This is a genomic window from Mycobacterium terramassiliense (assembly GCF_900157385.1).
Classification (GTDB): domain Bacteria; phylum Actinomycetota; class Actinomycetes; order Mycobacteriales; family Mycobacteriaceae; genus Mycobacterium; species Mycobacterium terramassiliense.
The window spans coordinates 2,717,391-2,741,035 of the sequence record NZ_LT717701.1 but is presented as its reverse complement, the minus strand read 5'-3'; the positions used below and the strand labels follow the sequence as shown (position 1 = coordinate 2,741,035).

The window sequence follows — 23,645 nt, the reverse complement described above, 5'->3', positions numbered from 1 at the left end:
GTCTCCAAACGTCATTGGGCACTGCGACACGATGCACACGGATCGCACGGACACTCGGTTCACGCAATGCGCGAAAACATTTGGCATTTAACCCAATTGTTTCTTCCTCGCCCATCACGCCCTATGCTCAGCAAATGATCACGAGGCACAGGTTCACGACGCTCGCGCTGGTCGCGCCCGCCGCGGCCGCGGCGTTCATTGCATCGTCGGCAACCGCGCGCGCAGACGGGCAGAACTTTCAGTCCCCGACGGGAAACATTTACTGCGTCATCGGCACGACCGGTGTCGCCTGCGACATCCGCGATTTCAGCTATCAACCGCCGCCACCACCGGAGTGCGGCAAGCACCTCGCCTGGGGCAGCCGGTTCAGCCTCACACCCGGCAACCCGGCCGCCATCGAGTGTCACGGCGATACCTTGCAGGTGCCCGGCGAGCAGACGCTCAACTACGGGCAAACCATCTCCGCGGGCACGCTCACCTGTGAGAGCCAGTTCTCCGGCATGAAATGCACCGACAGCAGCGGGCACTATTTCCGCGTGTCGCGAGACTCCTTCGACCTCGGCTGACGGCCCCGGCCATCACGCGTCAGTCGGCGTGGGAGCGATTCTCCGACTAGCTTTCAGCCGCCGGTCAACGCCTGTGCCGCGGCGCGGAACATGGTCTGCTTGATCGCGCCGAGCGTGCCGGGGTCCTTACCGGCCAGCGGGCGCAGCAGGTCGGTCGCGGCGGCGGTCACCGCCCCTTCGTCCGCGGTGGTGTCGACGATGCCGAACTCGGCCGCCTCCGCCCCGCCGAACCGCCGCCCTGTCGTCATCGACGCCACCGCGGCGCGCGGGGTGAGCTTGGCCTGGATCAGCGCGGCCATGCCGTCGGTGAACGGGATGCGGATGTCGACCTCGGGAAAGCAGAAGTACCCGCGATCGGCCCGCATGACCCGCACGTCGTGGGCCATGGCCAGCATGGCCCCGGCGCCGAAGGCGTGCCCGGTGACCGCGGCGGCGGTCGGCGCCGGGAACGTCAGGACCCGCGCCAACAGGGCCTGCACCCGGGCGACGTAGGACTGCCCCTGTTCGGCGTGCGCGGCGAGCCAGTCCAGGTCCAACCCGTTGGTATAGAACTTGGCGCCCCCGGTGGTGACCACGCCCTGCGCGCCGGCCTTTTCGACCTCGTCGAGTTGGGCGTTGACGGTGTCGAGAAACCCTGGCGAGAAACGGTTTTCGTCGTCGCCCAAGTTGACGACGGCGATCTTGTCATCCCAGGTCAGTGTCGGTGTCATGTGGCGTTCCCTTCTCTGTTTCTGCGTCGTGGCGGTGGCGCGCCTGCGGCCAGGACGGCGCGGACGGCGGCTCTGAGGCGTTCCCGCGCGTCGTGATCCCTGATTCGGTTGTGGCGCAGCAGGATAGCGGTCGGCAGGTCGACGACGCATGTCGTGACGACGTCGACGGCCGCGGCGTCCCTGCGGTCCCACAGGGCGCGGGCCAGCCGAATCATGGTGTCCACCAACAGCCGGTCCAGGTCGCGCAGTTGCGTGGCGATCTCGGTCGGGGTTTCGGGGCCTAGCAGCTCCTCGCGGCGCACCATCAACAGCAGCCGCGAGGAGTCCGGATGCTCGTCGGCGAACACCGCGGGCGCCTCGGCTGCGGCCACCACCGCGGCGACGGCATCGCCCGCCGGCGCGGCGTCGATCAATTCGCCCTGCGCGCTGAGGAATCGGTGCCCGGCGCGCAACCAGGCCCGGCCGACCAGGCCGGCGCGGGAACCGAAGGTGTGATAGACCGCGCCGTTGGACACGCCGGTCGCGTCGCTGAGCGCGCGGATAGTGACCGCGGCGGGCCCGGATTGCACGGCTAACCGCTCCACGGCATCGAGGATCTGATCCTGGCCGTGGACGCGGGGGCGGGGCACCCCAACACAGTAACAGAGCATCTGCTCTTTTACTACCGTACTATTTAGTATGTTAGGGTCGCCGGGTGCACGGGGTCACCGACGAATTCGTCGCAGGGCTGGCAGAGCGCGCCGACGAGGCCGAGCGGCTGCGTCGGCTGCCCGCGGCCACGGTCGGCGAGTTCCGGCAGACGGACCTGTTTCGGCTGTTGCTCCCCGCCCGGTTCGGGGGCCTTCAGGCGCCGTTTCCCGAACTGCTGCAGCCGATTCGGCTCATGGCCCATGGGTGTGCTTCCAGCGCGTGGACGCTGGGTTTCTATGCGCTGCACAACTGGCTGCTGTCGCTGTTCGACCCGCGGGCCCAGGAGGAGGTGTTCGCGTCGGGGCCGGTGCTGGCGCCGGCTCCCCTGGCCCCCACCGGCCGCGGCAGCCCGGCCGACGGCGGGGTGCGCCTGACGGGCCGGTGGTCGTGGGCGACCGGCGCGATGGACGCCGACTGGCTGATCGTCGGGGCCCTCATCGAGCGGCCGGACCGCATCGACCCGTCGCTGCTGCTGGTGCCCGCCGACCGGGTCGAGGTCGTCGACACCTGGCACACCGCGGGCATGCGCGGCACCGGTTCCCACGACGTCGTCGTCACCGACACCGTGGTTCCCGAACACCGCATCGTCGCCGTCGCGGACATCTACGGCGGGACGGCGCCGGGGGCGCGGTTTCACGACGCACCGACGTACCGCTGGCCGCTGGTGCCGGCCCTGGCGCTGACTGCGTCGATGCCGGTGCTCGGCGCCGCCGAACGGGTGACCGAACTGTTCGCCGAACGGCTGGGCGCACGCGTCCTCGCGTACAGCGGTGTGGCGCAAAAGGATCAGCCCGCCGCGCAGATCCGGCTCGGCGACGCGCGGGTGCGGCTGCGCGCGTTGCGGGCGCTCGTCGCCGACACCGCCGAGGGTATCGAGCGCATCGTCGCCGGCGGCGAACGGGTGAGCCGATCGGTGCGCGCCGACGCGCGGCTGGCGGCCGCGCACACCGTGCACCAAAGCCGGGCAATCATCGCCGACCTGCTCGAGGCCTCCGGCGCCAGCGCGCAGTTCCTGTCGAACCCGTTGCAGCGGGCCAAGCGCGACGTGGACATCGCGGCGGGACACGTCGTCTTCGACTACGACATGAGCCGGGAGCTGGCCGGGGCGTTGGCGATTGGGGCGAAGATCTCGCCGATCGCGATGGTCTAGTCGGCCAGCATGAGGTCCAGCAGCCGCTCGTGTTGCGCGGCCTTCTGCGCCGCGGCGGCCGAACCGGCGAGGTGCAGCAGCCCGATCCCGGCCGCGAACGTCAGCTCCGCGCGCAGCTTGGCGTCCGCGGGGCCGAAACCGTAGTCGGCGTAGGCCTTCGTCACGGAGCGCAGCAGGCGCCGGTCGGCCGCGCGGATGCTGGCGGCGGCGACGGGGTCGGTGCGCGCCCATTCGCGCATCGCGCGTTCCAGCATCCAATGCTGGGGGCTGACCAACGCAATCATCATGGCCGACAATCGTTCCCGTGGCGGCAGCGACTCGAGTTCGGACAGGGATCGGCGGTCCTTATCCAGGAAAGCGTTCCAGGATTCGACCAGCTTGGCCCGGTAGCTGTCCATGTCCTCGAAGTGCCAGTAGAAGCTACCGCGGGTGACGCCCGCCTGCTGGCAGAGGCGATCGACCTTGAGCGCGCGCACCCCGTCCTCGGCGAGCAGGGCGTAACCGGCCTCCAGCCAATCCTCGACGGAAAGACGGGGGCTCCGGGCCATCGTGCAAGATTATCGTCGTCGACTCAGCCCTGCTGAATGTTGTTGTCGTATCCCGAGTCGGTGACCTTCGGGGCGCCCGAGTGGTAGGTGATGTTGTTGCCGTACCCGGAGACGGTGATGGCATCGACGCTGTCGACGGTGACCTTGTTGTTGTAGCTGGAGATCGCCAGGCTGGCGCAGTGGCCGGTGACGTTGAATTCGATGCCGTAGCTGGACAGCTTCAGCTTGCCGTTGTTGCAGGCGTGGTCGATGACCGTGTTGCTGTAGCCGGTGGACTCGAGGGTGTCGGCGCTGTCGACGGTGACGTTGTTGTAGTAGCCGCCCGCGGTGACGCTGGCGCAGTGGCCGGTCACGACGTACTTGCTGTTGTAGCCGGCCAGGATGAGCCTGCCGTCGTTGCAGGCGACCTGCCGCGTCTCGCCGGTGCCGCTGAGCCGGAGCTCGCCGCCCTGGGGCACCGAGGTGGGACCGGCCGACGTCGTCCTGCCGCCGCTGCCCCTGGAGAACGAGTTGCTCGTGGACGACCGGGCGAAGAACATCACCAGGCTAATGACCGTCGGCACCACCACCGCCAGCAGGATGAGGACGAGGTACCAGGGGTAGGGCTTGCTGCGCCGCGGCGGGGCACCGAAGCCGTACGGCGAGCCGCCGGTGTAGGTCGGGCCGCTGGTGTAGGTCGGGCCGCTCGTGTAGGTCCCACCGCCCGCGTACGGCTGCGAGTTCTCCGTGTATGTGGCACCGCCCGTGTACGGGGGCGTGCTGGGCGGGGTCCGCGTGACGTCGGTAAGCTCTTGCTCCAACTCGCGGATCCGCTTTTCGGGATCGTCGTCCTTCATTTGCCACATGGTTCCATATCGGCAGCTGGCGGGGTAGGCCTCAATTTGCGGATGGTCGGGACCGCGCCCGGCGGGCGGAACCTAACGTCGACCCTTGCTTTTCGTAACCTTGTTTCGTAACGTCGATACAAATCAAAAACGGGCGAAGGAGCAGCCATGAACGGACCGGTCACCTATCGTCGCGACGAGTCCGTCGCGCTGATCACGATGGACGACGGGAAGGTCAACGCGCTGGGGCCGACGATGCTGCAGGCGCTCAACGAGGCGCTCGACAGCGCCGATCGCGGCGACGCCGGCGCGGTGGTGATCGCCGGCAACCACCGGGTGTTCAGCGGCGGGTTTGACCTGAAGGTCTTGACCGGCGGCGAGGTGCAGCCGGCGCTCGACCTGCTCAGGGCCGGATTCGAGCTGTCGTATCGGCTGCTGTCGTATCCGAAGCCGGTGGTCATGGCCTGCACCGGCCCGGCCATCGCGATGGGATCGTTTTTGTTGTGCAGCGGCGATCACCGAATCGCCGCGCACGGATACAACATTCAGGCCAACGAGGTCGCCATCGGGATGGTCCTGCCGCACGCGGCCTCGGCGGTCATGAAGCTGCGGCTGACGCCCTCGGCCTACCAACAGGCGGCCGGGCTGTCCAAGGTGTTCTTCGGCGAGACCGCGCTGGCCGCCGGATTCATCGACGAGATCGACCTGCCCGAGCGGGTGCTCGGCCGCGCCCAGGAGGCCGCCCTCGAATTCACCAAGCTCGATCCCGCCGCGCACGCCGCCACCAAGCTGCGGGCCCGCGCCGCCGCGCTCAAGGAGCTGCGCGCCGGAATCGACGGCATGCCAGCCGAATACGGAGGGCAGTAGCACCGGATGCCAAGGCCCAAGCAACGCACGCCCGAGCTTCGCGACCAACTACTGAAGGTCGCGGTCTCGACGTTGAACGAGGACGGCCTGTCGGGGTTCACCACCCGGCGGGTGGCCGCGCAGGCCGGCACCTCGGTGCCCGCGGTCTACGAGTTGTTCCAGGACAAGCGCGGGCTGCTGCGCGCGGTGTTCTTCGAGGGATTCCGGATGCTGTCGTTTCGGCTGCTCGCCGCGCCCGAGACTGACGACGCCGTCGCCGACGTGCAGCGGCTCATCCCGGTGTTTCGCCGGTTCTGTCTCGACTACCCCGCGCTGGCGCGGGTGATGTTCTCGCGACCCTTCCACGATTTCGACCCCGGCCCCGAGGAACTCGCGGCGGCGCCGTCGATGCGAGAGATCTTCGTCGGCAGGATCAAGCGGTGCACCGATGCCGGGCTGCTCGCCGGCGACCCGGTCGACATCGCGCACGTATTGCTGGCGTTGGCACAGGGTTTGGCGGTTCAGGAGGGTGGTCGCTGGCTAGGCAAGTCGAAGGCGTCGGTGAACCGGCGCTGGGAGGTTGGGGTTTCCGGGATTCTGCGGGGCTTTGCGTCCTGAGGCCTGAGTCGTCATTGACAGCCGTGGCGACTGTCTCGATACTCCGGAAGTGATCGATTTGGGGCTGTCCGGTAAGCGCGCGGTGGTGTCGGGTGCGGGCTACATCCCGGAGCGCGCGGGGCATGGCTGGTTCACGTCGTTGGCCCTCGCCGAGGCGGGCGCGTCGGTGGCCTGCATCGACATCGACGAGGCGCGCGCGGAGCAGGTTGCCGGCGAGATCGTCGGCCGCGGAGGTCAAGCCGTCCCGATCGTCGCCGACATGACCGACCCCGCGCAGGTCGGTCGGGCGATCGACGACGCCGTCGCGGCCCTGGGCGGTGTGGATGTGTGCGTCGACATCATCGGCGGGGCCACCTGGTCAAAGGTCGAGGACTTCAGCACGCAGTTGTGGGACGCGGCGATCCATTACAACCTGACCCAGGTCTTCTATCTCTTTCAAGCCGTGTCTCAGCAGATGATCGCCCAGCGCAGCGGCGGGTCGTTGGTCGCGATCGCCTCGGTCGACGGGATCGCGGCGGCGACCTACCACGCCGCCTACGGCGCCGCCAAGGCCGGCGTCATCTCGCTCGTCAAGACCTGCGCCGACGAGTTGGGGCGGTACGGCATTCGCGCCAACGCGGTCGCGCCGGGCAACGTGGGCTCCGGTAACGAGGACCTGCCGCCAAACGAGTACGCCGTCAACGGAATTAACCCGCTGGCGCCGCCGCGCGCGCACGACATCGCCAACGCCGCGTTGTTCCTGTCCTCCGAGCTGGCCGCCCGCATCACCGGTCAGACGCTGGTGGTCGACGGCGGTGCCACCAGTCGGCAGATGTGGGGGCTGCCCGAATCGATGATCCCGTCCGACCCCGAGGCCGCGCTGCCAGACTTCATGCGACCCGGGCCGTCGGGCTAGCGCTGGTGGACCGTCGGCAGCCCCGGCACCGAGCTTCTGCCCTTGAGCACGTATGGGGTGGCGATCGAGCCGATGTAGATGTCGCGCATATCGTGCCCGCCCCAGGCGATGCTGGTCGGGGCTCGTAGTAGCGCCCCGTCGAGGTCGTCGAGTACCGTTTGCGCCTGGCCGTCCGGGCTGATCGCCACGATCCTGTTGGCGAGGACGAGGGTGACCCACAGGTTTCCGTCGGCGTCGAATGCGCATCCGTCGGCCATCCCCCACCGGCGGCTTGTTTCTGGGTCGGCCAGGAAGCGGCCATGGTCCGGGCCGAACTCGTCGGGCCGCCGGTCCCCCAGCGGCGGGCCGAACCGCTGTGGCGGCCCGAGCGTTTCGCCTTCAATCGGAAACCGCACCACGTCGGCGGCGACCGTGCGGACCACGTACAGGTAGTCCTCGTTGCGGTCCAGCGCCATGCAGTTCGGGAAGTTGACCGCGTCGGCGACCACTTGCGCCGACTGGCGGTCCGGTGCGACCCGAAAGATGAACCCGTCGGGGGTGCCGCGCGCGATGGTATCGAGGAGGTCGTCTGCCATTGTGCTAACCGAACACCATAGCGCCCCAACGGAATCCACCAGCACGAAGTTCAACCATCGCAGCGGGCGTCCGTCGACGTGGTCGCTTAATATCGCGGTGATCGCGCCGGTCTGCGGGTCGAGATCCTGCAACACAGCCAGGCCCCAATTGGCCACCAGGAAGTGGCCGTCGCGGTCGAGCGCGATCCCGTTCGGCTCGCCGCCCGCCTGGCCGATACGCCGAACGGTGCTCTCGTCGATGAGTTCGGCGACAGCTGAGGCCTTATCGGAAGCGAACACCCGGCCATCAGCAGCAACCAGAACGTGTTCCGGTCGTTCCACGCCGCGCCCGATGGGATGCAAACCGGTCACCCGGAGGGTGGTCTCGCCCGTTTCGCTCATCGTGCCCCCTTGCGGACTGCTAGCAGCCCCCCACAGGCTAGCGGAGACGCCTTGAAGACGACCGTCTCTGGCAGCAAGCGAGGTGGCTCGATTGCGGCGTCTAAACAGCTCGGACAACCTGTTTCTCAATTAGGAGACCGGCACGCAGCCGGCCCGGGGGTCGTCAAATCACGACAATTCCGCCGAATTCATCCGTGCACCTCGCTAATTGGGCTCGATGCCTCCAGCTCGCGCCAGCCGGGGACGAGCGCACTCATCATCGCGGTAAAGGCTTTGCCATGGGAGCGGTAGCGCAGGTGGAGCAGTTCATGAACGACGACGTAGTCCTGGAAGGCTGCCGGCATATCGACAAGGTCGTATGCGAGCGTGATCGCACCGTCTGGCGCGCACGATCCCCACTTCGTAGTGAGCTCGGCGATCACGATGCGGGAAGGATTCACTCGAATCTTGGTCGCCCACGCCATCGCCTTGCGGGTGAGCGCTTGATCGGCAGTCAGCGGAATTTTCGGCCTTGCCACTAGACCTTCTCCAGCACAGTCATAACGCTATCGATAATCTCGGCGCAGGACTTCGCAGGCACCTGACTATCCAGCAGTGGTTTGTAGAGTCCACTGCGCAGGCGGCGCCGCTCGTCGGGATTCTGCCGCCAGTGCGGGAACTGATCCACCGCTATCTCGATGCTCATTGCGACCCGCCGGATATCGACCCTCAGCCCACGCAACGAATGCTCGGTTCTCAATGCCGAGTAAATACCGAAGGCGCGATCCGACAATCCGCTCTCCCTTGCGAACTCGCGCAGTCTGTCCTTCTCCTCCGCAATTGCCTTAAGCTCATCTAGTGCGGCAAGGCCATTGACCCTTCGTTCTTCGAGATTTCCGATGACACGGTCGGCCCTTTCTTTGATGCTCTGGAGCGCCACCGCGGCTGCCGGGTTGTCTTCCATCTCTTTGCGTAAGCCACGCAGCAGGTTGTAGACCTTCTCCTCGGGCGGTCCGTCGTCCCTGCGCAGTGCCTCTAATGTGGGGACGTCGAACGTGGCAACCTTGGTGAACCTGCCGAGACCTTCCTGAGTTGTGCTCTCCTCGATCAGGCGCTTGGTCTTGTGCTCCAGATCGGTAGTGAAGGTGGTCGCCTCGGAGTAGGCGTTTCGCACGGCCGCGTATAGAACAGATAGGCGCTTGTACGTCGCGATGTGGTCGCGCAACTCGGCTGATGGCGACAGTATTTCCCACAACGCCTCAATATCGCGGTAGTCGTCGAAAAAGTTCTTACGCTCGTCCTCTGAAACGAATTTGCCGTAAACGATGCCTTCTAGCTGCTCGTCATCGCCTTGGCCGCTCGTCACCTGCAGGTACTCGGTTGAGGCAGCGTCGATCTTCAGCAACAGATCTGCCATCAGCACATCGAGGTCTTGCAGGGCGCCTTCAACATCAGCGGAATCAAATCGCAGCGCCTTGTGAAGTTGCTTGAAGATGCCAACGAAGTCTACGACGAGACCTACCTTCTTCTGCACACCCTCGCTGTCGATGTATGGTCGGTTCACGCGCGCGAGTGCCTGCAGAAGGACGTGGTCACGCATCGGCTTATCGAGATACACCGCGTACAAGATCGGCGCGTCGTAGCCGGTAAGCAACTTGTCCGTGACGATGAGGATCTTGGGCTGTTGGTGGGCATTCTTGAACTGCCGCCGCACCTCCTTCTCGCGGTCATCGGAAAGCTGGAGCTCATGTACGTCGGGACGGTCGACGATATCGCTCGCATTCTTGCTGTAGACCACCTCGGACCACTCGGGCGGCAGCAGCTTGTCGAGCGCGCGCTTGTACTTCGCACACGTCTCACGGTCGACCGCGACGAGAAAGGCCTTGTACCCCAGCGGATCTACATTCTCCTTGAAGTGGTTCGCGACGAACTCAGCCACCTGCGCCACGCGGCTGTCAGAGCCGAGGAAGGTGCGCAGTCCGACTGCTCGCTGCAGTACCTTGTTGAGTTCATCGATGTCAGTGACGGCCTCGTCGGACGCAAGGGCGTAGAACTGCTCGTCTAAGTCCTCTGGCGCCATGGACATCGACGACGGCGCCAGCATGTACTTGATCGGCAGAGTGGTCTCGTCCTCGATCGACTCAACGATCGAGTACTTGTGCAGGTAGCCCATTTCGTCCTGTGATCCGAAGATCTGGAACGAACTTGTGCCACCGCCGTGTGCCCCGCCGACTGGGGTACCCGTAAAGCCGATGATGGTGGATTTTGGGACGGCCGCCATGAGGTATGAGCCGAGATCAGCAGCGACCGACCGGTGAGCCTCGTCGATGAAAACAAAGACGTTGTCGCGATTGGAGCTATCCTTCCGGATTGCCTCGAACTTGTGGATCATCGAGACGACCAGGCCGCGGAAGTCGGAGTCGAAGATGTCTTGCAGGTCATCCCTGCTGTTCGCACGTCGAACCGGGATGTCGTTGGCCTGCATCTCGCCGAGCAGTCTGTCGACCCACTCTTTGAGCTGGCCCTCCAGCTCGGTGCGGTCAACGACGAGGATGACGGTTGCGTGCTTGAAGCGGTCCTTCTGGCTAAGGATCAACTGCGCCGCCGTTAGCAGTGTGAAGGTCTTCCCGGAGCCCTGTGTGTGCCAGATCAGCCCCCGGTTCTTCGCCTGGTCGGCGCACCGCTCGACCACCGCATCGACTGCACCGCGCTGGTGCTCGCGAAGGACGGATTTCTTCGTTTCACCGTCTTCGACGTAGAAGAGCACCCACTCGCGCAAAGTGCGCAGGAAGTCGCGCGGCTCGAAGAACGCCTGCACGGCATCGCGATAGGACTCGTCGTTCGTGTGCTTCCATCTAAAGAGCATGCGGCGGTTGATGTTCCACGTGACGCCGTACCAGTAGTCGATCAAGTGAGTCTCGTTGTGGAGCTGCGCCTGAGCCAAGAGCTCTGGCGTCTCCATCTCGTAACGCCGGAGCTGGGTCACGGCTTTGGTAAGAGCGTCGCGGTCCTTCGGGTTCTTGTGCTCGACGATTGTGACTGGGATGCCGTTGACGACGAACATCACGTCAGCGCGGTTGCCCTTTGCCCGGGCCGGCGGCTCGATTTTCCACTCCCAGGTGACGTGCAGGGCGTTCTCGTGGGGTAGATCGAAGTCGACAACCTGAACTGGGCGGTGGCGCTGTTCGTTCTCATCGTGCCATTGACGTTCGCCCCGGAGCCAACGCAACACCTCGCGGTTGCCCTCGATCGTGGCGGGCAGCGCTTCAATGCTCTCGACGATCGCTCGGGCCTGATCCTCGGTCAGCCAAGGGTTGAACTGTCGGAGTTTGTTCTCCAGCACCTCAGGGAACAGCATGTTCGCCCGACCCCGACGCATGCCCTCGGCTTCCTCTGGCGTGAGTTGCTCCCAGCCGACGGCTGAGGCGTGCTTCACCATCGGGAACTGCACCGACTTGGCCTCGGAGATCTTGATCTGGCTCATGCGGCAGTCCCGTCGACTGACGGCAACGCACTCAGGTCGACATCGTCGACCGAAATCCCGCCGGTCATGAGTTTGTGGAGCAATGACTTAAAGAGCTGGTCAAGCACGTCGCGCTTACGGCCGAGCAGCTCGATCTTGCGGTCGAGTACGTCCAGCACCTCGACAATCTCTTGCTGCTCGACGATGGTCGGCGGCCACGGCACCGTCATCCCACGGAGGAAACCGCACGTCAGCGCCCCTTTCGTGCTACCTCCGCCGGAAGCGACTGCACGCAATTGGGCGTACTGAGTCTCAAGGTATGCGCGGACGAACTTTGGTTCAGCCTTCTCAAGATCCGTCTGAAGGTAGGCGAGGTGTTGGTTGATCGTTGCGCGGATACTGAGAACGGCCGCATTACCAAGAGTCTTGCCTTGTCCAGTGATAGCCACCAGAACCGCTCCCGGCTCAAGCACTGGCAGATGACACTCCTTGAGGGCGACGTCAGTCACGAACTGGTCTGCGTCCCGAATGTCACGGTCGTAGACCTTCGCGCTGTTGAGCCATGGGAAAGTCCCCCCGTCCCAGTAAGCACGAGTCGATCGTTTCGGGGTCGAACCATTACCGATTCGACCGAGTTCGCCCAAGGGAACAAGTTCCCAGCTCTCAGGGATTTGGCCGATATCGGTTTCCTTCTGTGCCTCCCCCCGTAGACCCCGCGTGAACAACTGCTCCATCGCGGCGGACTTCAGCTCCCGCGTCGTTGACAGCACACGCTTATTGATCCTTCTGGCCCGTTGTACGTACCTGAGGACGTCGGCAATGGCGCCCTGCTCTGCCAGCGGAGGGTGAGGAACTTCCAGAGCCTTGAGCCGGCCCGAAGACAAGTTGGGGATAGTGGTCTTGTTGCCAGCTCCTTCGAAGATCCCGAGCTGGGTGAAGGCCGACTGGAGGAAATAGACGTAGAACCGGGGGTCGACGTCAGCCGCCCGCGGCCGAAGTCGGTGCAGGTGGTTTTGGAAGGACATCGGTGCAGGGCCGCCTTCCCAGATTGCGGCCCTGCCAATCTCGCCCCCTTCGCATACCAATAGATCTCCTCGTTCGACTAGCTTGTCGGCCAGTTCACGGTCGGGGATTGCCATCTCGTCGACCTGAGCGAGGTTGATTTCATCCCAAAAAACGTTTGACGTGCGCAAGAAAGGAACCTTGTTCTCCCCGATGCGCGACGCCGCTGACATCGCTTTGCCCGCACCCACGACGAAAAGGTCGCCCAGCGACTTCGTCGGCCAGCGGGTTCCGCTCACAGTTTCACCAACATCTTCGCCAGCGCTTCGTCGGTCTCGCGGGCAACACCGTCCAACTCGGCAAGTTCCGCCAACAGTTCTTGGATCGAGCGATGGACCTGTGTGCTTGCCTGCTGAATCCACCGGCTCGGACTGAGGTTGTAGTCCGCCGAAGCGGCCTGGGAGAGGTCGATGACTGCAACCTCACCTTCGACGGCTTCACCAGCATTGAAGCGCTTCGCGAGGTCGTCCTCGTCGGCCAGGTGGTTCTTGGGCGTGCCCTTGTTGAACCGCTTGCTCGCGTTGAGCAGGGTGATCTTGCCCTTCTTCGACTCGGGCTTGCGCTTGTTGAGCACCACGATGACGCCGGCGGCCGTCGTGTTGTAGAAGAGGTTGTCGGGCAACAAGATGACGCCCTCGACGAGGTCTCGGTCGACGAACCACTTGCGGATATTGCGTTCCTTGTCTTCGTTCTTCGAGCCCGAGCCACGAGTTACGGCACCGGTGTCTAGGACGATCGCCGCGCGGCCGGTGTCCTTCAGTACCGAGAGCGTCTGCTGGAGCCAGGCCCAGTCACCCTTGCCTGACGTTGCGCCACCGTGTTTGATGAACCGGTCGTACGGGTCGTCATCGAAAATGCTTGGGTCGAAAGGCTGGTTCCACATCGGATTAGCAACGACGAGATCGAACTGGTCGAGCGATCCCGACGACGTGCGGAACTTGGGATTGATCATGGTGTCGCCGCGCCGCAAGTCGACGTCCATGTCGTGGATGATGGCGTTCATCCGGGCGACGGCGTAACTCTCGGCCTGGAGCTCTTGGCCAAACAGCTTGAGCGGAACCTTCGCGGTCGGGTCCAGCTCACGTGCGATGAGCTGGAGCTTGATGAGCAGGCCAGCGGAACCGCAGGCGTAGTCATGGCAGGTCTGTCCTGGCTTCGGCCTCACGATGCGCGCCATGAGGAATCCAACCTCGGTTGGAGTAAAGAACTCGCCGGCACTCTGGCCCGAGCCTTCTGCAAACTTCCGGAGGAGATACTCGTATGCGCGGCCAAGGAAGTCGGGCTGCACGTCGGCGAGACCCAGCCGATACCGCGGGTCGGAAAAGGTCTCGACGACGCCATTGAGCTTGGCGGGGTTGATATCTCGCTCACCGTTGCGCTCAGCCGCGAAGTCCACGACGTCGATGACTCCGGCGAGGCTCGGGTTGAATCGGACGACGGCTCGCACTGCCTTGGTGAGGTGCTCACCGATGTCGCGTGGTCGTGTAGACCGACCGCGGTCGTCGTCAGGCCAGTCGTGCTGCGCGCGTCCGCTGATGACGGCCCAACGCGCCTCGGCCGGGAGATAGAAGCGGAGGAGGTCGTGATCGTTATCCGCGATCTCCAGGGCGACGTCAGAGTCGCCGTACTCCTCGGCGAGTCGGTCGATCTCGTCGTCAAAGACATCGGAAAGGCGTTTAAGGAATAGCAGCGGCAGCAGGTAGTCCTTAAACTTCGGCGCGTCCTTCTCGCCTCGGATTGAGCAAGCGGCGTCCCACAGCATCTGCTCCATTGGCTTTGTGTTCGGAGTCGCTGGCCTAGCTTGGCGGCCACGGCGACGGGTGACTACTGCTCCACCGGCGAGCGGGGCATCGCTGGCGTCGACGCCAGCATCCTCGGCCAGAGCGTTGATCTTCGCGAGCTGGGCCCTCTGCGGCTTGCTGGAGCCGGCTTCCCACCTGTTCACCGTGGCGAAGGAGACACCGAGCCGCTCGGCCAGCTCGGCCTGCGTGAGGTCGAGTGCAGCACGGCTGGCCTGGAGGAGCGTCGGAATAGTCTGTGGATCCGTCATGTATGTTATGTTTGCATAGTGATGTAACAAATGCAATCATTGGTCTGTGGTCGGCCAGGGCCGACAATGGCAGTGATGTTGGAGCCTGCGAGGCGGACGTGGTGGACGTGGATCATGTCGGCGGACACGGAAAAATCCCCACTGACGGCCAGCTGATCTCCCCGCTGGCGGTCATGAATTCTCCCCACTGACGGCCACGGATTTCCCCATTGCGGTCGTGTCGCTGCCGGTTGTCGGCGGCGGTGTCGGGCTGGCTGTTCTGGACCGAATGTGTCCAGGGCGGAAGGCCAGTAAGTGAAGAGCAGTGAGGAGATCATGGAGATTTTGGAGGCGTTTGATTTGACCGGCGGATTACGAGCGGCGGCGGCGTTGGCTGGCTGTGATCACAAGACGGTGGCTCACTACGTGGCGTTGCGCGATGCCGGGCTCAGCCCGGAGGAGCGGCCGCGGCGGGCGATGGCCATTGATCCGTTCCTGGACAAGATCGAGGAGTGGGTGGACCATTCGCAGGGGTTGATCCGCGCCGACGTCGCGCACGACAAGCTGGTTGCGATGGGCTTCGGCGGCTCGGAGCGCACCACCCGGCGAGCGGTGGCGGCGGCGAAGAAGTCGTGGCGGTCGGGTCATCGCAGGGTGTTTCGGCCGTGGGTGGCTGAGCCGGGGTTATGGCTGCAGTTCGACTGGGGCCAAGGGCCCACCGTCGCCGGTCGGCCCACGTTGTTGTTCTGCGCCTGGCTGGCCTGGTCACGGTTTCGGGTGGTGCTGCCCACCTGGGATCGCACCCTGCCGACCCTGCTGGGCTGTTTGGACGCCACGCTGCGGGTGATCGGTGGGGCACCGACGTATGCGTTGACTGACAACGAGAAGACGGTCACTGTCGAACATGTTGCCCGGGTACCGATTCGGCATCCCGACGTGGTGGCCGCGGGTCGGCATTACGGGATGACGATCCGCACCTGTGTGCCGGCTGACCCTCAGTCCAAGGGCGGTGCGGAGGCCACCGTGCGCATCGCCAAAGCCGATCTGGTGCCCACCGAGGCTAATCTGCTTGATGCCTACGCCCCCTTCGCTGAGCTGGCCCAGGCCTGTCGTGACTTCTGTGAGCAGGTCAATGCCCGGCCGCATCGGGTGACCGGTCAGGTCCCCGCTGAGCTGTTGGTCGAGGAACGTGCACGGCTGCATGTGCTGCCCGCCCAACCGGTGGCCATTGCGTTCGGCCTGACCCGCCGGGTGGGCTGGGACTCCACGATCAGCGTGGAGGGAGTGCGCTATTCGGTGCCGCACCACCACATCGATGAGCGGGTCTGGGTGCGCTGGTGCGGTGAGGAATTGGTAGTCACCGTCATCGATGAAGCGGGCCCGGTCGAGATCGCCCGCCACGGGCGCGGGCAACGTGGGCGACCCCAGATCCGCGACGAGCATTACCCCAGTGACCATCCCGGAGGCCGCGCGCTGCCCGGGGACCGCACCCCACGCGCGGCCAACCCGGCCGAGGCCGCGTTTCTGGCTATCGGTGACGGCGCGGCCGCGTGGCTGACCGAGGCCGCTGCGTCCGGCGCGGCTCGGGTGCGCTCGAAGATGGCCGAAGCGGTGGCGTTCGCCAAACTGCACGGCTCGGTTGCCGTCGATCAAGCGTTGGGCACCGCGGCGTTGGCCGGCCGATTCGCCGATGCGGATCTGGCCGCGATCTTGACCCACCAGCAGCACGGGCCCAACGGCCCGCCGACCCGGGCCACCGAAACCCACAGCCTGCAACCCGGCACCGCCGGCTGGTCGGGGTTCGGCGCGACCAATCCCGGCGGTGAAAAGTGACCGCAACCAAAAAACCGGCAGTGACGGTCGGATCCGGTGTCGCCGGGCCCGCCACCCAGACCCTCGAGGAGGTGATCGCGTTAACCCGCCGCCTGCGGATGCCCTACCTGCGCAAAGCCATTGCCGACGTGGTGCCCACCGCCCGAGCTCAACGCTGGGACCCCGCCGAGGTGCTGCGCGTACTGCTTTGTGAGGAGATCACCGGCCGCGACGAAGCCACCCTACGGCTGCGGCGAGCGCGGGCGAACTTCCCGGCCGGCAAGACCTTCGCCGTTTGGGATGAAACCCGCTGCTCCATCCCCGCACCCACCCAGCAAGCCCTGCGCGGCATGGAATGGGTCGACCGGCGCGAGAACCTTTGCGTCTGTGGTCCCAGCGGCACCGGCAAGAGCCACTTCTGCGAGGCCCTGGGACAGCTGGCCATCGACACCGGACGCACCGTGGCCTGGTTTTCCATCGACGACCTCGGCGCCCTGGTACGCCGTCACCGCGCCGATGACTCCATCACCAAAGCGGTCCGCCGCATCACCCGAGTCGATCTGATCATTCTTGATGACATTGGCATGCTGCCCGTCGGCGAGGACGCCGCCGAAGGGTTCTATCGGCTTGTCGACGCCTGCTACGAAACCCGTTCGCTGGCAGTGTCATCCAATCTGCACCCGGCCGGCTTCGACGAACTCATGCCCAAGACCCTGGCCACCGCCACCGTCGACCGGCTGTTACACCACGCCCACGTCTGCGTCACCGAAGGCCAATCGTTCAGGCTCGCCCAAGCCACCACCGGCAAGGGGGTGGCGCCGCTACCCAACTGATCAACCGGGGAGATCCCACGTCCGTCCGTGGGGAGTACTCGTGGCCACCAGCGAGGAGATCTCCTGACCGTCAGTGGGGAGAACTACATGACCGTTGACAGATCAGATGAGGGATAAAGCGATGGACACCGATGAGAGGTGCGAGAGCTGCTCGATTGGACGCATGAAGAAGATTGGGAGACTTCGCATGTTGGCGGCATCGACTCGATCATCGGGATCCATGGCTTGGTCGATGCGGCGCTGATCGGTCAGGATGCAAAGCCGATGCCCACCGGTACAGACGCAGGGTTGCTGGAAAGCCCCAGGCCGCAATCGGTCTACAAGCACGCGATCCTCGAGGAGTACGCCGTCAGATTCGCGACGATGACAGCGAGCAAGCTCAAGCCGAAGCGAGCGGTGCTCTTCGACGGGTTCGCCGGCCGAGGTCGCTTCGACACCGGTGAAGCAGGATCCGCTGATGGCATGACTGGGAGAATGCATGCACATTAAATGCTTTCGCGTTCAAAACTTCAGACGCCTCAAGAACGTATTGGTCCATCTTGAGTCGGACCGAACAATCTTCGTCGGAGCCAACAACAGCGGTAAGACCTCAGCGACCCATCTGTTCCAGGTGTTCCTCGGTCAGCAGTCGCGGGTGCCCTTTCAGATATACGACTTTACGGCCGACTGCTGGGAACAGTTCGACGCATTCGATCCCAGTGCGGGCGACCCCGACGCGGCGCTGCCGCAGATCGTGTTCGATCTCTGGTTCGACGTCGACGACGACAACCTACACCGGGTTGTAGATCTGCTGCCGAGCCTGGACTGGGCCGGCGAGCCGGTCGGCGTCCGCATGGCCTACGCGGCGCGCGAGGGCGGTCAACTGGTCGCTAACTACCGGGAAGCACGAGCCAAGGCCGAGGCCGAGAAAGGTGATTCGGACACCTCGTATCGGCCCTGGCCGCAGACGCTACTCGACTATCTGACTAAACGACTCGCGCAGGAGTACGAGATCAAGTACTTCCTCCTCGACGCCAACCGGTGCACCGCAGATCTGCAACCGCATGATGACTACGAACCGTTCTTCCTGGGCACGCAGTCCAGTGGTGCCGCCAAGGTGGTGGACTCCATCATCAGGGTCGACTTCTTGGACGCGCAGCGGCATCTATCCGACGCGGAGTCCCGTGGGCGCAGTGAGAACCTCTCCAAACGGTTGAGCCGTTTCTATCAGCGGAACCTCGACAAGCTGGAAAATGACCTTGACGCCCTGGGGGCGATCGCGGATTCCGAGGAAAGGCTCAACGCTCACTACGCCGAGGTCTTCAGCCCCACACTGTCGCGTCTGGGTGAGGTCGGCTATCCGGGAGTAGCCAACCCGGGACTGATCGTCAAAGCGGAGTTCAACGCTTACGGCATCCTCAGCACTAGCGCGAACATCCACTATGCACTGCCCGCGGATGCGGGCGAGGGGACGCTCGAACGCACCTTGCCGGATCAGTACAACGGGCTGGGCTTCAAGAATCTCATCTATATGGTCATCGAGGTGCTCGACTTCCACCAGGCCTGGGTGGACGCCGCGACCGATCGCCCACCTATCCATCTGGTGGTAATCGAAGAACCCGAAGTGCACCTGCACGCCCAGCTGCAGCAGGTCTTCATCCGAAAGATTCTCGAGATTTTGCCGAACCCCGAACCGGACTTCCAGACGCAGCTGGTCGCCACGACACATTCGCCGCACATCATCTACGAAAGCAACTTCACACCGATCCGCTACTTCTGCCGCTCGTCCACGCCCGAGGGCCTGCACCTGACCGATGTGAAGAACCTCTCCGTATTCTACGAAGACGAACCGGACGCCACGCGAGAGTTCTTGCAGCAGTACATCAAACTCACCCATTGCGACTTGTTCTTCGCCGACGCGGCAGTCCTCGTCGAAGGCAACGTCGAGCGGCTCCTCCTGCCGGTGATCATCGAGCGATTCGTGCCCGATCTGCGGTCGTGCCACCTAACGATTCTCGAGCTCGGCGGAGCGTTCGCTCACCGCTTCGAGAATCTCGTTGCGTTCCTGGGCTTGCCGACACTCGTTATCACCGACCTCGACAGCGTCTGCCCCGCGCCGGCAGGCACCGAAGATGACGCCGAAGGCGAGGCCGAAGGTGACGAGAACGCGTCGAAGCTTGCGGCGTGCACGGTCACCACCGCGGGTGCGGTGACGTCGAACGAGACGTTGAAACAATGGCTGCCTAAGCTGAGCGACATCGCTGAACTCCTCGCCGGCGGGGAGGATCTCAAGGCGCCCGCCGAAGCCGACGGATCACCCGGCCGCGTGCGCGTCGCATATCAGACGGGCGAGCCGGTGACGTGGCGAGGCGAGACCGCGGTCCGGGCGGGCCGAACACTGGAGGAGGCGTTCGCGCTACAGAACCTCGACTGGACACAGAGCGTCGAGGGCAGACCGCTCGGTTTGAAGATCGCGAAGGCGGCGGACATGTCGATCGAAGACCTGCACGACAGGCTGTTCGCACGGATCAAGACCTTCGACAAGACCCGGTTCGCGCTGGGTGTCATCGCGGCCGTCGACCGGACGTGGACGGCGCCACGCTACATCGTCGAAGGTCTCGAATGGCTGCGGGACAAGCTCGAACTGGTCGACCCCGGCCTCGCCGCACGCACTGCAGCGCAGCCGGCTGGTGACCAATGACTTCCCGGACCGAAGCTCCAGACACCGACGCCGACCGTGAAATCCGCGCGATCCTCGATTTCGACCGCTTGACCGGCTTCACCGTCAACGCCGGAGCCGGGTCAGGAAAGACCACCTCGTTGGTGAAGGCCCTGGCGCACATCACCAGGACGCGGGGAAGCGCCCTGCTCGCCAAAACCCAACAGGTCGCGTGCATTACCTACACCGAAGTCGCCGCGCAAGAAATTCACGCCGATCTCGGCAACGACCCGCTGGCATCGGTATCGACGATACACAGTTTCCTCTGGTCGCTGGTCCAGCCCTTTCAGAAAGACATCGGCGCGTGGGTCGCTACCAGCATTGATGATCGGATCGGGGCGCTGGTCAACAAGCAACAAGGCTATTTGTCGGGTACCAAAGCGGCGACGAAAGCCAAAGACGCCGCCGAACTCGAGAAGTGGGAGCGACGCAAACTAGCGGTCGACAACGTGACGCGGTGGCAATACGGCATCGGAAGTGATTACGGCCAAGGTGTTCTCGGACACGCCGACATCCTAAAAATGGTGCCGCAGATGATCCTCACGCGGGGACTGTTCGCCCGGCTAGTCGCGCGGCGATTTCCATTCATATTCGTTGATGAAAGTCAGGATACGTTCACCGAGGTCGTCGAGGCCCTCAAACACGTGCGGTCAGTGGCCGACGGCAAGATGTGCCTCGGGTTCTTCGGAGACCCCATGCAGCAGATCTACATGCAGGGTGTGGGCAGCATCGCTGCAGAACCCGGATGGCGAAACGTCGACAAGCCCGAGAACTTCCGATCGTCTAAGCGCGTACTCGCCTGCATCAACGCGATTCGCGCGGAGGGCGACACCATGCAACAGGTCAGTGGGCTCGGCGATGCTCAACTAGAGGGTGAGGCGTACTTCTTCGTCCTGCCCGCCGACGACCATCGCAGCCAGAACCTCGAGCGGGTGCGAGCATGGCTGGACTACCATAGCCAGTCGGGCAACTGGACACGCAGCGCATCGCAAGGCGGATCCAAAGTGTTGATGATCGCCCACCGGATGGCCGCACGCCGACTCGGCTTCGATGCTCTCTACGCAGCGTTCCACGACAACGGTTCAGCAAGTCTCGATGAGTCGTTTAGTGACGGAACTGCATGGCCGCTCAAACCATTTCGTGATGTCATCGTTCCACTCTGCGCAGCCGACCACCCCAGCTCACCCGAGGTCCTGGGAGTTCTCAGGCAGCACAGCCCCGTACTCCGAGACGTGCAGGGTTCACCTCGACTGCGGGCCGACCTCGCCACAAGCCGCGCAGCGGTGACGAAGCTCAGAGCACTCGTCAGCGGTCAGCCCAACACGTCCCTCGGGGAACTGTTGACTTTCGCCTCCGAGCATCAACTAATCGAATTGGATCCTCGCGTGGATGCCTTCTTACATCCTGACGGTCAGCACCGCGACGTCGTCCTCGACAACCAGACTCGCAGCGTCCTCGAAGCGATGGTGCAGTGCGCCTTCGCCGAGCTGAACGGCTACGAGGCCTACGTCAAACAGGAATCGCCTTACTCCACACAACACGGCACCAAGGGCGCCGAATTCGATCGAGTGGTGGTCGTTCTCGACGACGACGAGGGCAACTTCAACCTGTATTCATACGACAAACTGCTCGGGTTGAAGCCGTTGTCGGATACCGACCTCAAGAACCGCGCCGAGGGAAGGGATTCGGCGATTGAGCGGACGCGGCGACTGTTTTACGTGTGCGTCTCACGCGCAAAGCAGGCGGTTGCCGTAGTCCTCTTCGCAACCGATGCCGCCAAAGCGGCCGAGATCGCGCGACAGTCGGCGTTGGCTAGCCACGCCGACGTCCTCACACTCGAAGATCTGTGACCATTGCGATCTCGCCGCACAGCCCCCCATCTGCGAGTGGACTGATGAAGCGTGATTGCTCCGTATCGATTGCCAAGCCACGTGGCTGACCATCAATGGTAACGCTGGAGCTAGCTTCGGAAGGTGAATCTGGTGATCCCTACAGCCTGGACGAGATACAACGGAGATGACATCGAAGCCGTCATCGCAATGTATGTGTCTCGTGAGCGCAAGCACGCATACCGCGTCAGGTCGGCGGGCAATGTTTAATCGCGATTATCCATCCTTAACGGAATGGCCGAGCGGGCAGTGCCGAAAGCCACGCATCCGAAAGCAGTTCCAGCAACTGCCCGTCGGGATCGCGGATCATCGCCATCGCTTCCGTCACCGTCCCGTCGACCACCGCTCCCCCGAACTCCCCGACCTTCTGCAACGCGCCCTGGAGATCCGACACCGAAAACGAGATGTGTGTCAGCCCAATCTGATCCATGACTCGTTCTGACCCGGCGTGAACTTGACGCTTCGAGTAGTCCATGAGTTCGAGGACAAACCCGTCGCGCACCAAGTAGGTTGCATGCACCCCGAGTGGCTCGGGGAGCTGCACAAGCTGGGCGGTCGGGCCGTCGGGCGGATCAAGCTCCCACCAGAACTGAAACCCGAGCACGTTCTCGTAGAACCGCCGAGACCGCTCGCGATCGGAGACACACAATCCGACATGGTTGAAGGTCGTCCGGTGACTACCCATCGCGGCCTTTCTTAAGAACCCGAGCGCGTAATAATGCAAAGATAGCGTAAATAGCCCAGCTCACGTCGCGGTGGAGGACTTCTCAGATGACAACCCGTCCCGACGTCAGCGCCGACGCCGCCGTCGACTTCGACCATCACTCCGACGACTACAACCTCAACGAGCTGGCCATCAACGCCGACCTGAGGCGCAAATGCCCCGTCGCCTGGAACACCAACTACGACGGATTCTGGTTTCTCAGCAGCTACGAGGCCGTCAGCCAAGCGGCAAGGGACGGCGACACCTTCGCCCACAAGTACGAGCCCAACGCCGAGGACGGCGTCGACTACCAGGGCGAGATGGGCGTCCCCCGTCCCGAAGGCCAGCCGGCCCTGGGCATCGGCGAAATCGACGGCCCCTACCACCTCGCCCTACGGCACGCGCTGGCGCCGTTCCTCTCCCCCGGCGCCGTCCAGACACTCAAGCCCTTCATGGAACAAAAAGCGCACGAGTTCCTCGACCAGAAGATCGCCGACGGACACATGGACCTCGTCCTCGACTACGCCAGCCCGGTCCCGGCCATCCTCACCATGAAGCTGATGGGCCTGCCCCTCGACAACTGGCACCTCTACGCCAACCTCTTCCACTCCGTCATGGCCATGCCCCAGGACAGCGACGAGTACCTCAACGCCATCTCCCAAGTCCCCGCCATGATGCAAGAAGTCATCGAGTACGCGGCGGCCAAAAGGGCCAAACCGGAAGACGACCTGACCAGCTTCCTCATCCAGTTCGAGTTTGACGGCCAGCGTCTCACCGACGAACAGCTGCTCAACATCCTCTGGAACCTCATCGCCGGCGGCGTCGACACCACCACGTCGCAGACCGCGCTGACCCTGCTGCACCTGGGCACCCACCCGCAACTGCGCCAACAACTCATCGACCACCCGGAGCTCTACCGCGCCGCCACCGACGAATTCTTGCGCTACTTCTCGGTCAACCAAACCCTGAGCCGCACCGTGACGAAAGACGTCGAGCTCAACGGCCAACACCTCCGCAAGAACGACAAAGTCGTCATCAGCTGGCTGTCGGCCAACCACGACGAAAAGGAATTCGAAAAACCCGACGAGATCATCCTGGACCGAACACCCAACCGCCACCTGGCCTTTGGGCTCGGGCCCCACCGCTGCATCGGCTCGCACCTGGCACGCCTGATGTCTGAGGTGATGGTCAGGGCGGTCCTCGAACGCATCCCCGACTACCAAGTCGACGTCGACAACGTCCACCAATACCTGGGCAACCCGAGCATGACCGGCCTGGGCAAGCTCCCAGTCACGTTCACTCCTGGAAAGACGGGGCGCACGGGCACCCGGCACGATACACAAGGTTGAGCGCGCACTCGCCACGATTAGGCGT

The 23,645-nt window shown here is 64.0% G+C and carries 21 protein-coding genes; 11 read left to right on the top strand and 10 right to left on the bottom strand.

Going from position 1 to position 23,645, the window contains the following annotated elements:
• Positions 1–134 precede the first annotated feature (134 nt).
• The gene (locus MTAB308_RS27530; RefSeq protein WP_083746672.1) at positions 135–566 is read left to right on the top strand and encodes a DUF6636 domain-containing protein; all 432 of its coding nucleotides are present in this window, start codon (positions 135–137) and stop codon (positions 564–566) included.
• A gap of 53 nt (positions 567–619) precedes the next feature.
• On the opposite strand, the gene MTAB308_RS27525 is transcribed toward MTAB308_RS27530, so the two are convergent.
• Both MTAB308_RS27525 and MTAB308_RS27520 read right to left on the bottom strand, forming a co-directional pair.
• On the bottom strand, positions 620–1,276 hold the full coding sequence (locus MTAB308_RS27525; protein WP_077103961.1) for an enoyl-CoA hydratase-related protein: 657 nt from the start codon (positions 1,274–1,276) through the stop codon (positions 620–622).
• The gene (locus tag MTAB308_RS27520) at positions 1,273–1,905 is read right to left on the bottom strand and encodes a TetR/AcrR family transcriptional regulator (RefSeq protein ID WP_077103959.1); all 633 of its coding nucleotides are present in this window, start codon (positions 1,903–1,905) and stop codon (positions 1,273–1,275) included. Before MTAB308_RS27520 ends, MTAB308_RS27525 begins: the two co-directional genes overlap by 4 nt.
• A gap of 65 nt (positions 1,906–1,970) precedes the next feature.
• On the opposite strand from MTAB308_RS27520, the gene MTAB308_RS27515 reads away from it, so the two are divergent.
• Positions 1,971–3,116, top strand: a complete 1,146-nt coding sequence (locus MTAB308_RS27515; protein WP_077103957.1) for an acyl-CoA dehydrogenase family protein — start codon at positions 1,971–1,973, stop codon at positions 3,114–3,116.
• On the opposite strand, the gene MTAB308_RS27510 is transcribed toward MTAB308_RS27515, so the two are convergent.
• Positions 3,113–3,664 (bottom strand): TetR/AcrR family transcriptional regulator, encoded by a 552-nt coding sequence (locus tag MTAB308_RS27510; RefSeq protein WP_077103955.1) that lies wholly within the window; start codon positions 3,662–3,664, stop codon positions 3,113–3,115. The two genes, MTAB308_RS27515 and MTAB308_RS27510, sit on opposite strands and share 4 nt — an antisense overlap.
• A gap of 23 nt (positions 3,665–3,687) precedes the next feature.
• Positions 3,688–4,500: a DUF3060 domain-containing protein gene (locus MTAB308_RS27505; protein ID WP_173842233.1), complete on the bottom strand. Its 813-nt coding sequence runs from the start codon at positions 4,498–4,500 to the stop codon at positions 3,688–3,690.
• Positions 4,501–4,656: 156 nt separating this feature from the next.
• Here MTAB308_RS27505 and MTAB308_RS27500 point away from each other — a divergent pair, with 156 nt between their 5' ends.
• From MTAB308_RS27500 to MTAB308_RS27490, 3 genes are read left to right on the top strand one after another with little or no spacing between them, the layout of a single operon-like run.
• Positions 4,657–5,355 (top strand): crotonase/enoyl-CoA hydratase family protein, encoded by a 699-nt coding sequence (locus tag MTAB308_RS27500; protein WP_077103951.1) that lies wholly within the window; start codon positions 4,657–4,659, stop codon positions 5,353–5,355.
• A gap of 6 nt (positions 5,356–5,361) precedes the next feature.
• Positions 5,362–5,952: a TetR/AcrR family transcriptional regulator gene (locus MTAB308_RS27495; protein ID WP_077103950.1), complete on the top strand. Its 591-nt coding sequence runs from the start codon at positions 5,362–5,364 to the stop codon at positions 5,950–5,952.
• A 49-nt stretch (positions 5,953–6,001) separates the two neighbouring features.
• Positions 6,002–6,847, top strand: a complete 846-nt coding sequence (locus MTAB308_RS27490; protein ID WP_077103948.1) for an SDR family NAD(P)-dependent oxidoreductase — start codon at positions 6,002–6,004, stop codon at positions 6,845–6,847.
• On the opposite strand, the gene MTAB308_RS27485 is transcribed toward MTAB308_RS27490, so the two are convergent.
• The 5 genes from MTAB308_RS27485 to MTAB308_RS27465 form a co-directional block, all read right to left on the bottom strand.
• Positions 6,844–7,803, bottom strand: coding sequence for an SMP-30/gluconolactonase/LRE family protein (locus MTAB308_RS27485; protein WP_083746671.1), 960 nt, complete (start codon positions 7,801–7,803; stop codon positions 6,844–6,846). The two genes, MTAB308_RS27490 and MTAB308_RS27485, sit on opposite strands and share 4 nt — an antisense overlap.
• 188 nt (positions 7,804–7,991) lie before the next feature.
• Positions 7,992–8,321 (bottom strand): M48 metallopeptidase family protein, encoded by a 330-nt coding sequence (locus MTAB308_RS27480; RefSeq protein ID WP_077103944.1) that lies wholly within the window; start codon positions 8,319–8,321, stop codon positions 7,992–7,994.
• Entirely contained in the window at positions 8,321–11,266 is a 2,946-nt protein-coding gene (locus tag MTAB308_RS27475) for a type I restriction endonuclease subunit R (protein WP_077103942.1), read from the bottom strand. The genes MTAB308_RS27480 and MTAB308_RS27475 overlap by 1 nt, the downstream gene beginning before the upstream one ends.
• Entirely contained in the window at positions 11,263–12,546 is a 1,284-nt protein-coding gene (locus tag MTAB308_RS27470) for a restriction endonuclease subunit S (protein WP_077103940.1), read from the bottom strand. The genes MTAB308_RS27475 and MTAB308_RS27470 overlap by 4 nt, the downstream gene beginning before the upstream one ends.
• Positions 12,543–14,357: an N-6 DNA methylase gene (locus MTAB308_RS27465; protein ID WP_077103937.1), complete on the bottom strand. Its 1,815-nt coding sequence runs from the start codon at positions 14,355–14,357 to the stop codon at positions 12,543–12,545. The genes MTAB308_RS27470 and MTAB308_RS27465 overlap by 4 nt, the downstream gene beginning before the upstream one ends.
• Before the next feature lie 294 nt (positions 14,358–14,651).
• Between MTAB308_RS27465 and istA the strand changes: the two genes are divergently transcribed.
• From istA to MTAB308_RS27440, 5 genes are all read left to right on the top strand, one after another.
• Complete coding sequence (gene istA / locus MTAB308_RS27460; protein ID WP_077103935.1) at positions 14,652–16,169, top strand: IS21 family transposase; 1,518 nt, start codon at positions 14,652–14,654, stop codon at positions 16,167–16,169.
• Between the two features lie 98 nt (positions 16,170–16,267).
• Positions 16,268–16,981 (top strand): ATP-binding protein, encoded by a 714-nt coding sequence (locus MTAB308_RS27455; RefSeq protein ID WP_083746431.1) that lies wholly within the window; start codon positions 16,268–16,270, stop codon positions 16,979–16,981.
• Between the two features lie 138 nt (positions 16,982–17,119).
• Positions 17,120–17,470 (top strand): hypothetical protein, encoded by a 351-nt coding sequence (locus MTAB308_RS27450; protein WP_077103933.1) that lies wholly within the window; start codon positions 17,120–17,122, stop codon positions 17,468–17,470.
• Positions 17,460–19,661 (top strand): ATP-dependent nuclease, encoded by a 2,202-nt coding sequence (locus MTAB308_RS27445; protein WP_077103931.1) that lies wholly within the window; start codon positions 17,460–17,462, stop codon positions 19,659–19,661. Before MTAB308_RS27450 ends, MTAB308_RS27445 begins: the two co-directional genes overlap by 11 nt.
• Complete coding sequence (locus MTAB308_RS27440) at positions 19,658–21,529, top strand: UvrD-helicase domain-containing protein (RefSeq protein WP_077103929.1); 1,872 nt, start codon at positions 19,658–19,660, stop codon at positions 21,527–21,529. Before MTAB308_RS27445 ends, MTAB308_RS27440 begins: the two co-directional genes overlap by 4 nt.
• Before the next feature lie 265 nt (positions 21,530–21,794).
• Here the strand turns inward: MTAB308_RS27440 and MTAB308_RS27435 are convergent, their stop codons facing one another.
• Positions 21,795–22,253, bottom strand: coding sequence for a VOC family protein (locus tag MTAB308_RS27435; protein WP_077103927.1), 459 nt, complete (start codon positions 22,251–22,253; stop codon positions 21,795–21,797).
• Between the two features lie 86 nt (positions 22,254–22,339).
• Here MTAB308_RS27435 and MTAB308_RS27430 point away from each other — a divergent pair, with 86 nt between their 5' ends.
• Positions 22,340–23,620 (top strand): cytochrome P450, encoded by a 1,281-nt coding sequence (locus MTAB308_RS27430; RefSeq protein ID WP_077103925.1) that lies wholly within the window; start codon positions 22,340–22,342, stop codon positions 23,618–23,620.
• Positions 23,621–23,645: the final 25 nt, after the last annotated feature.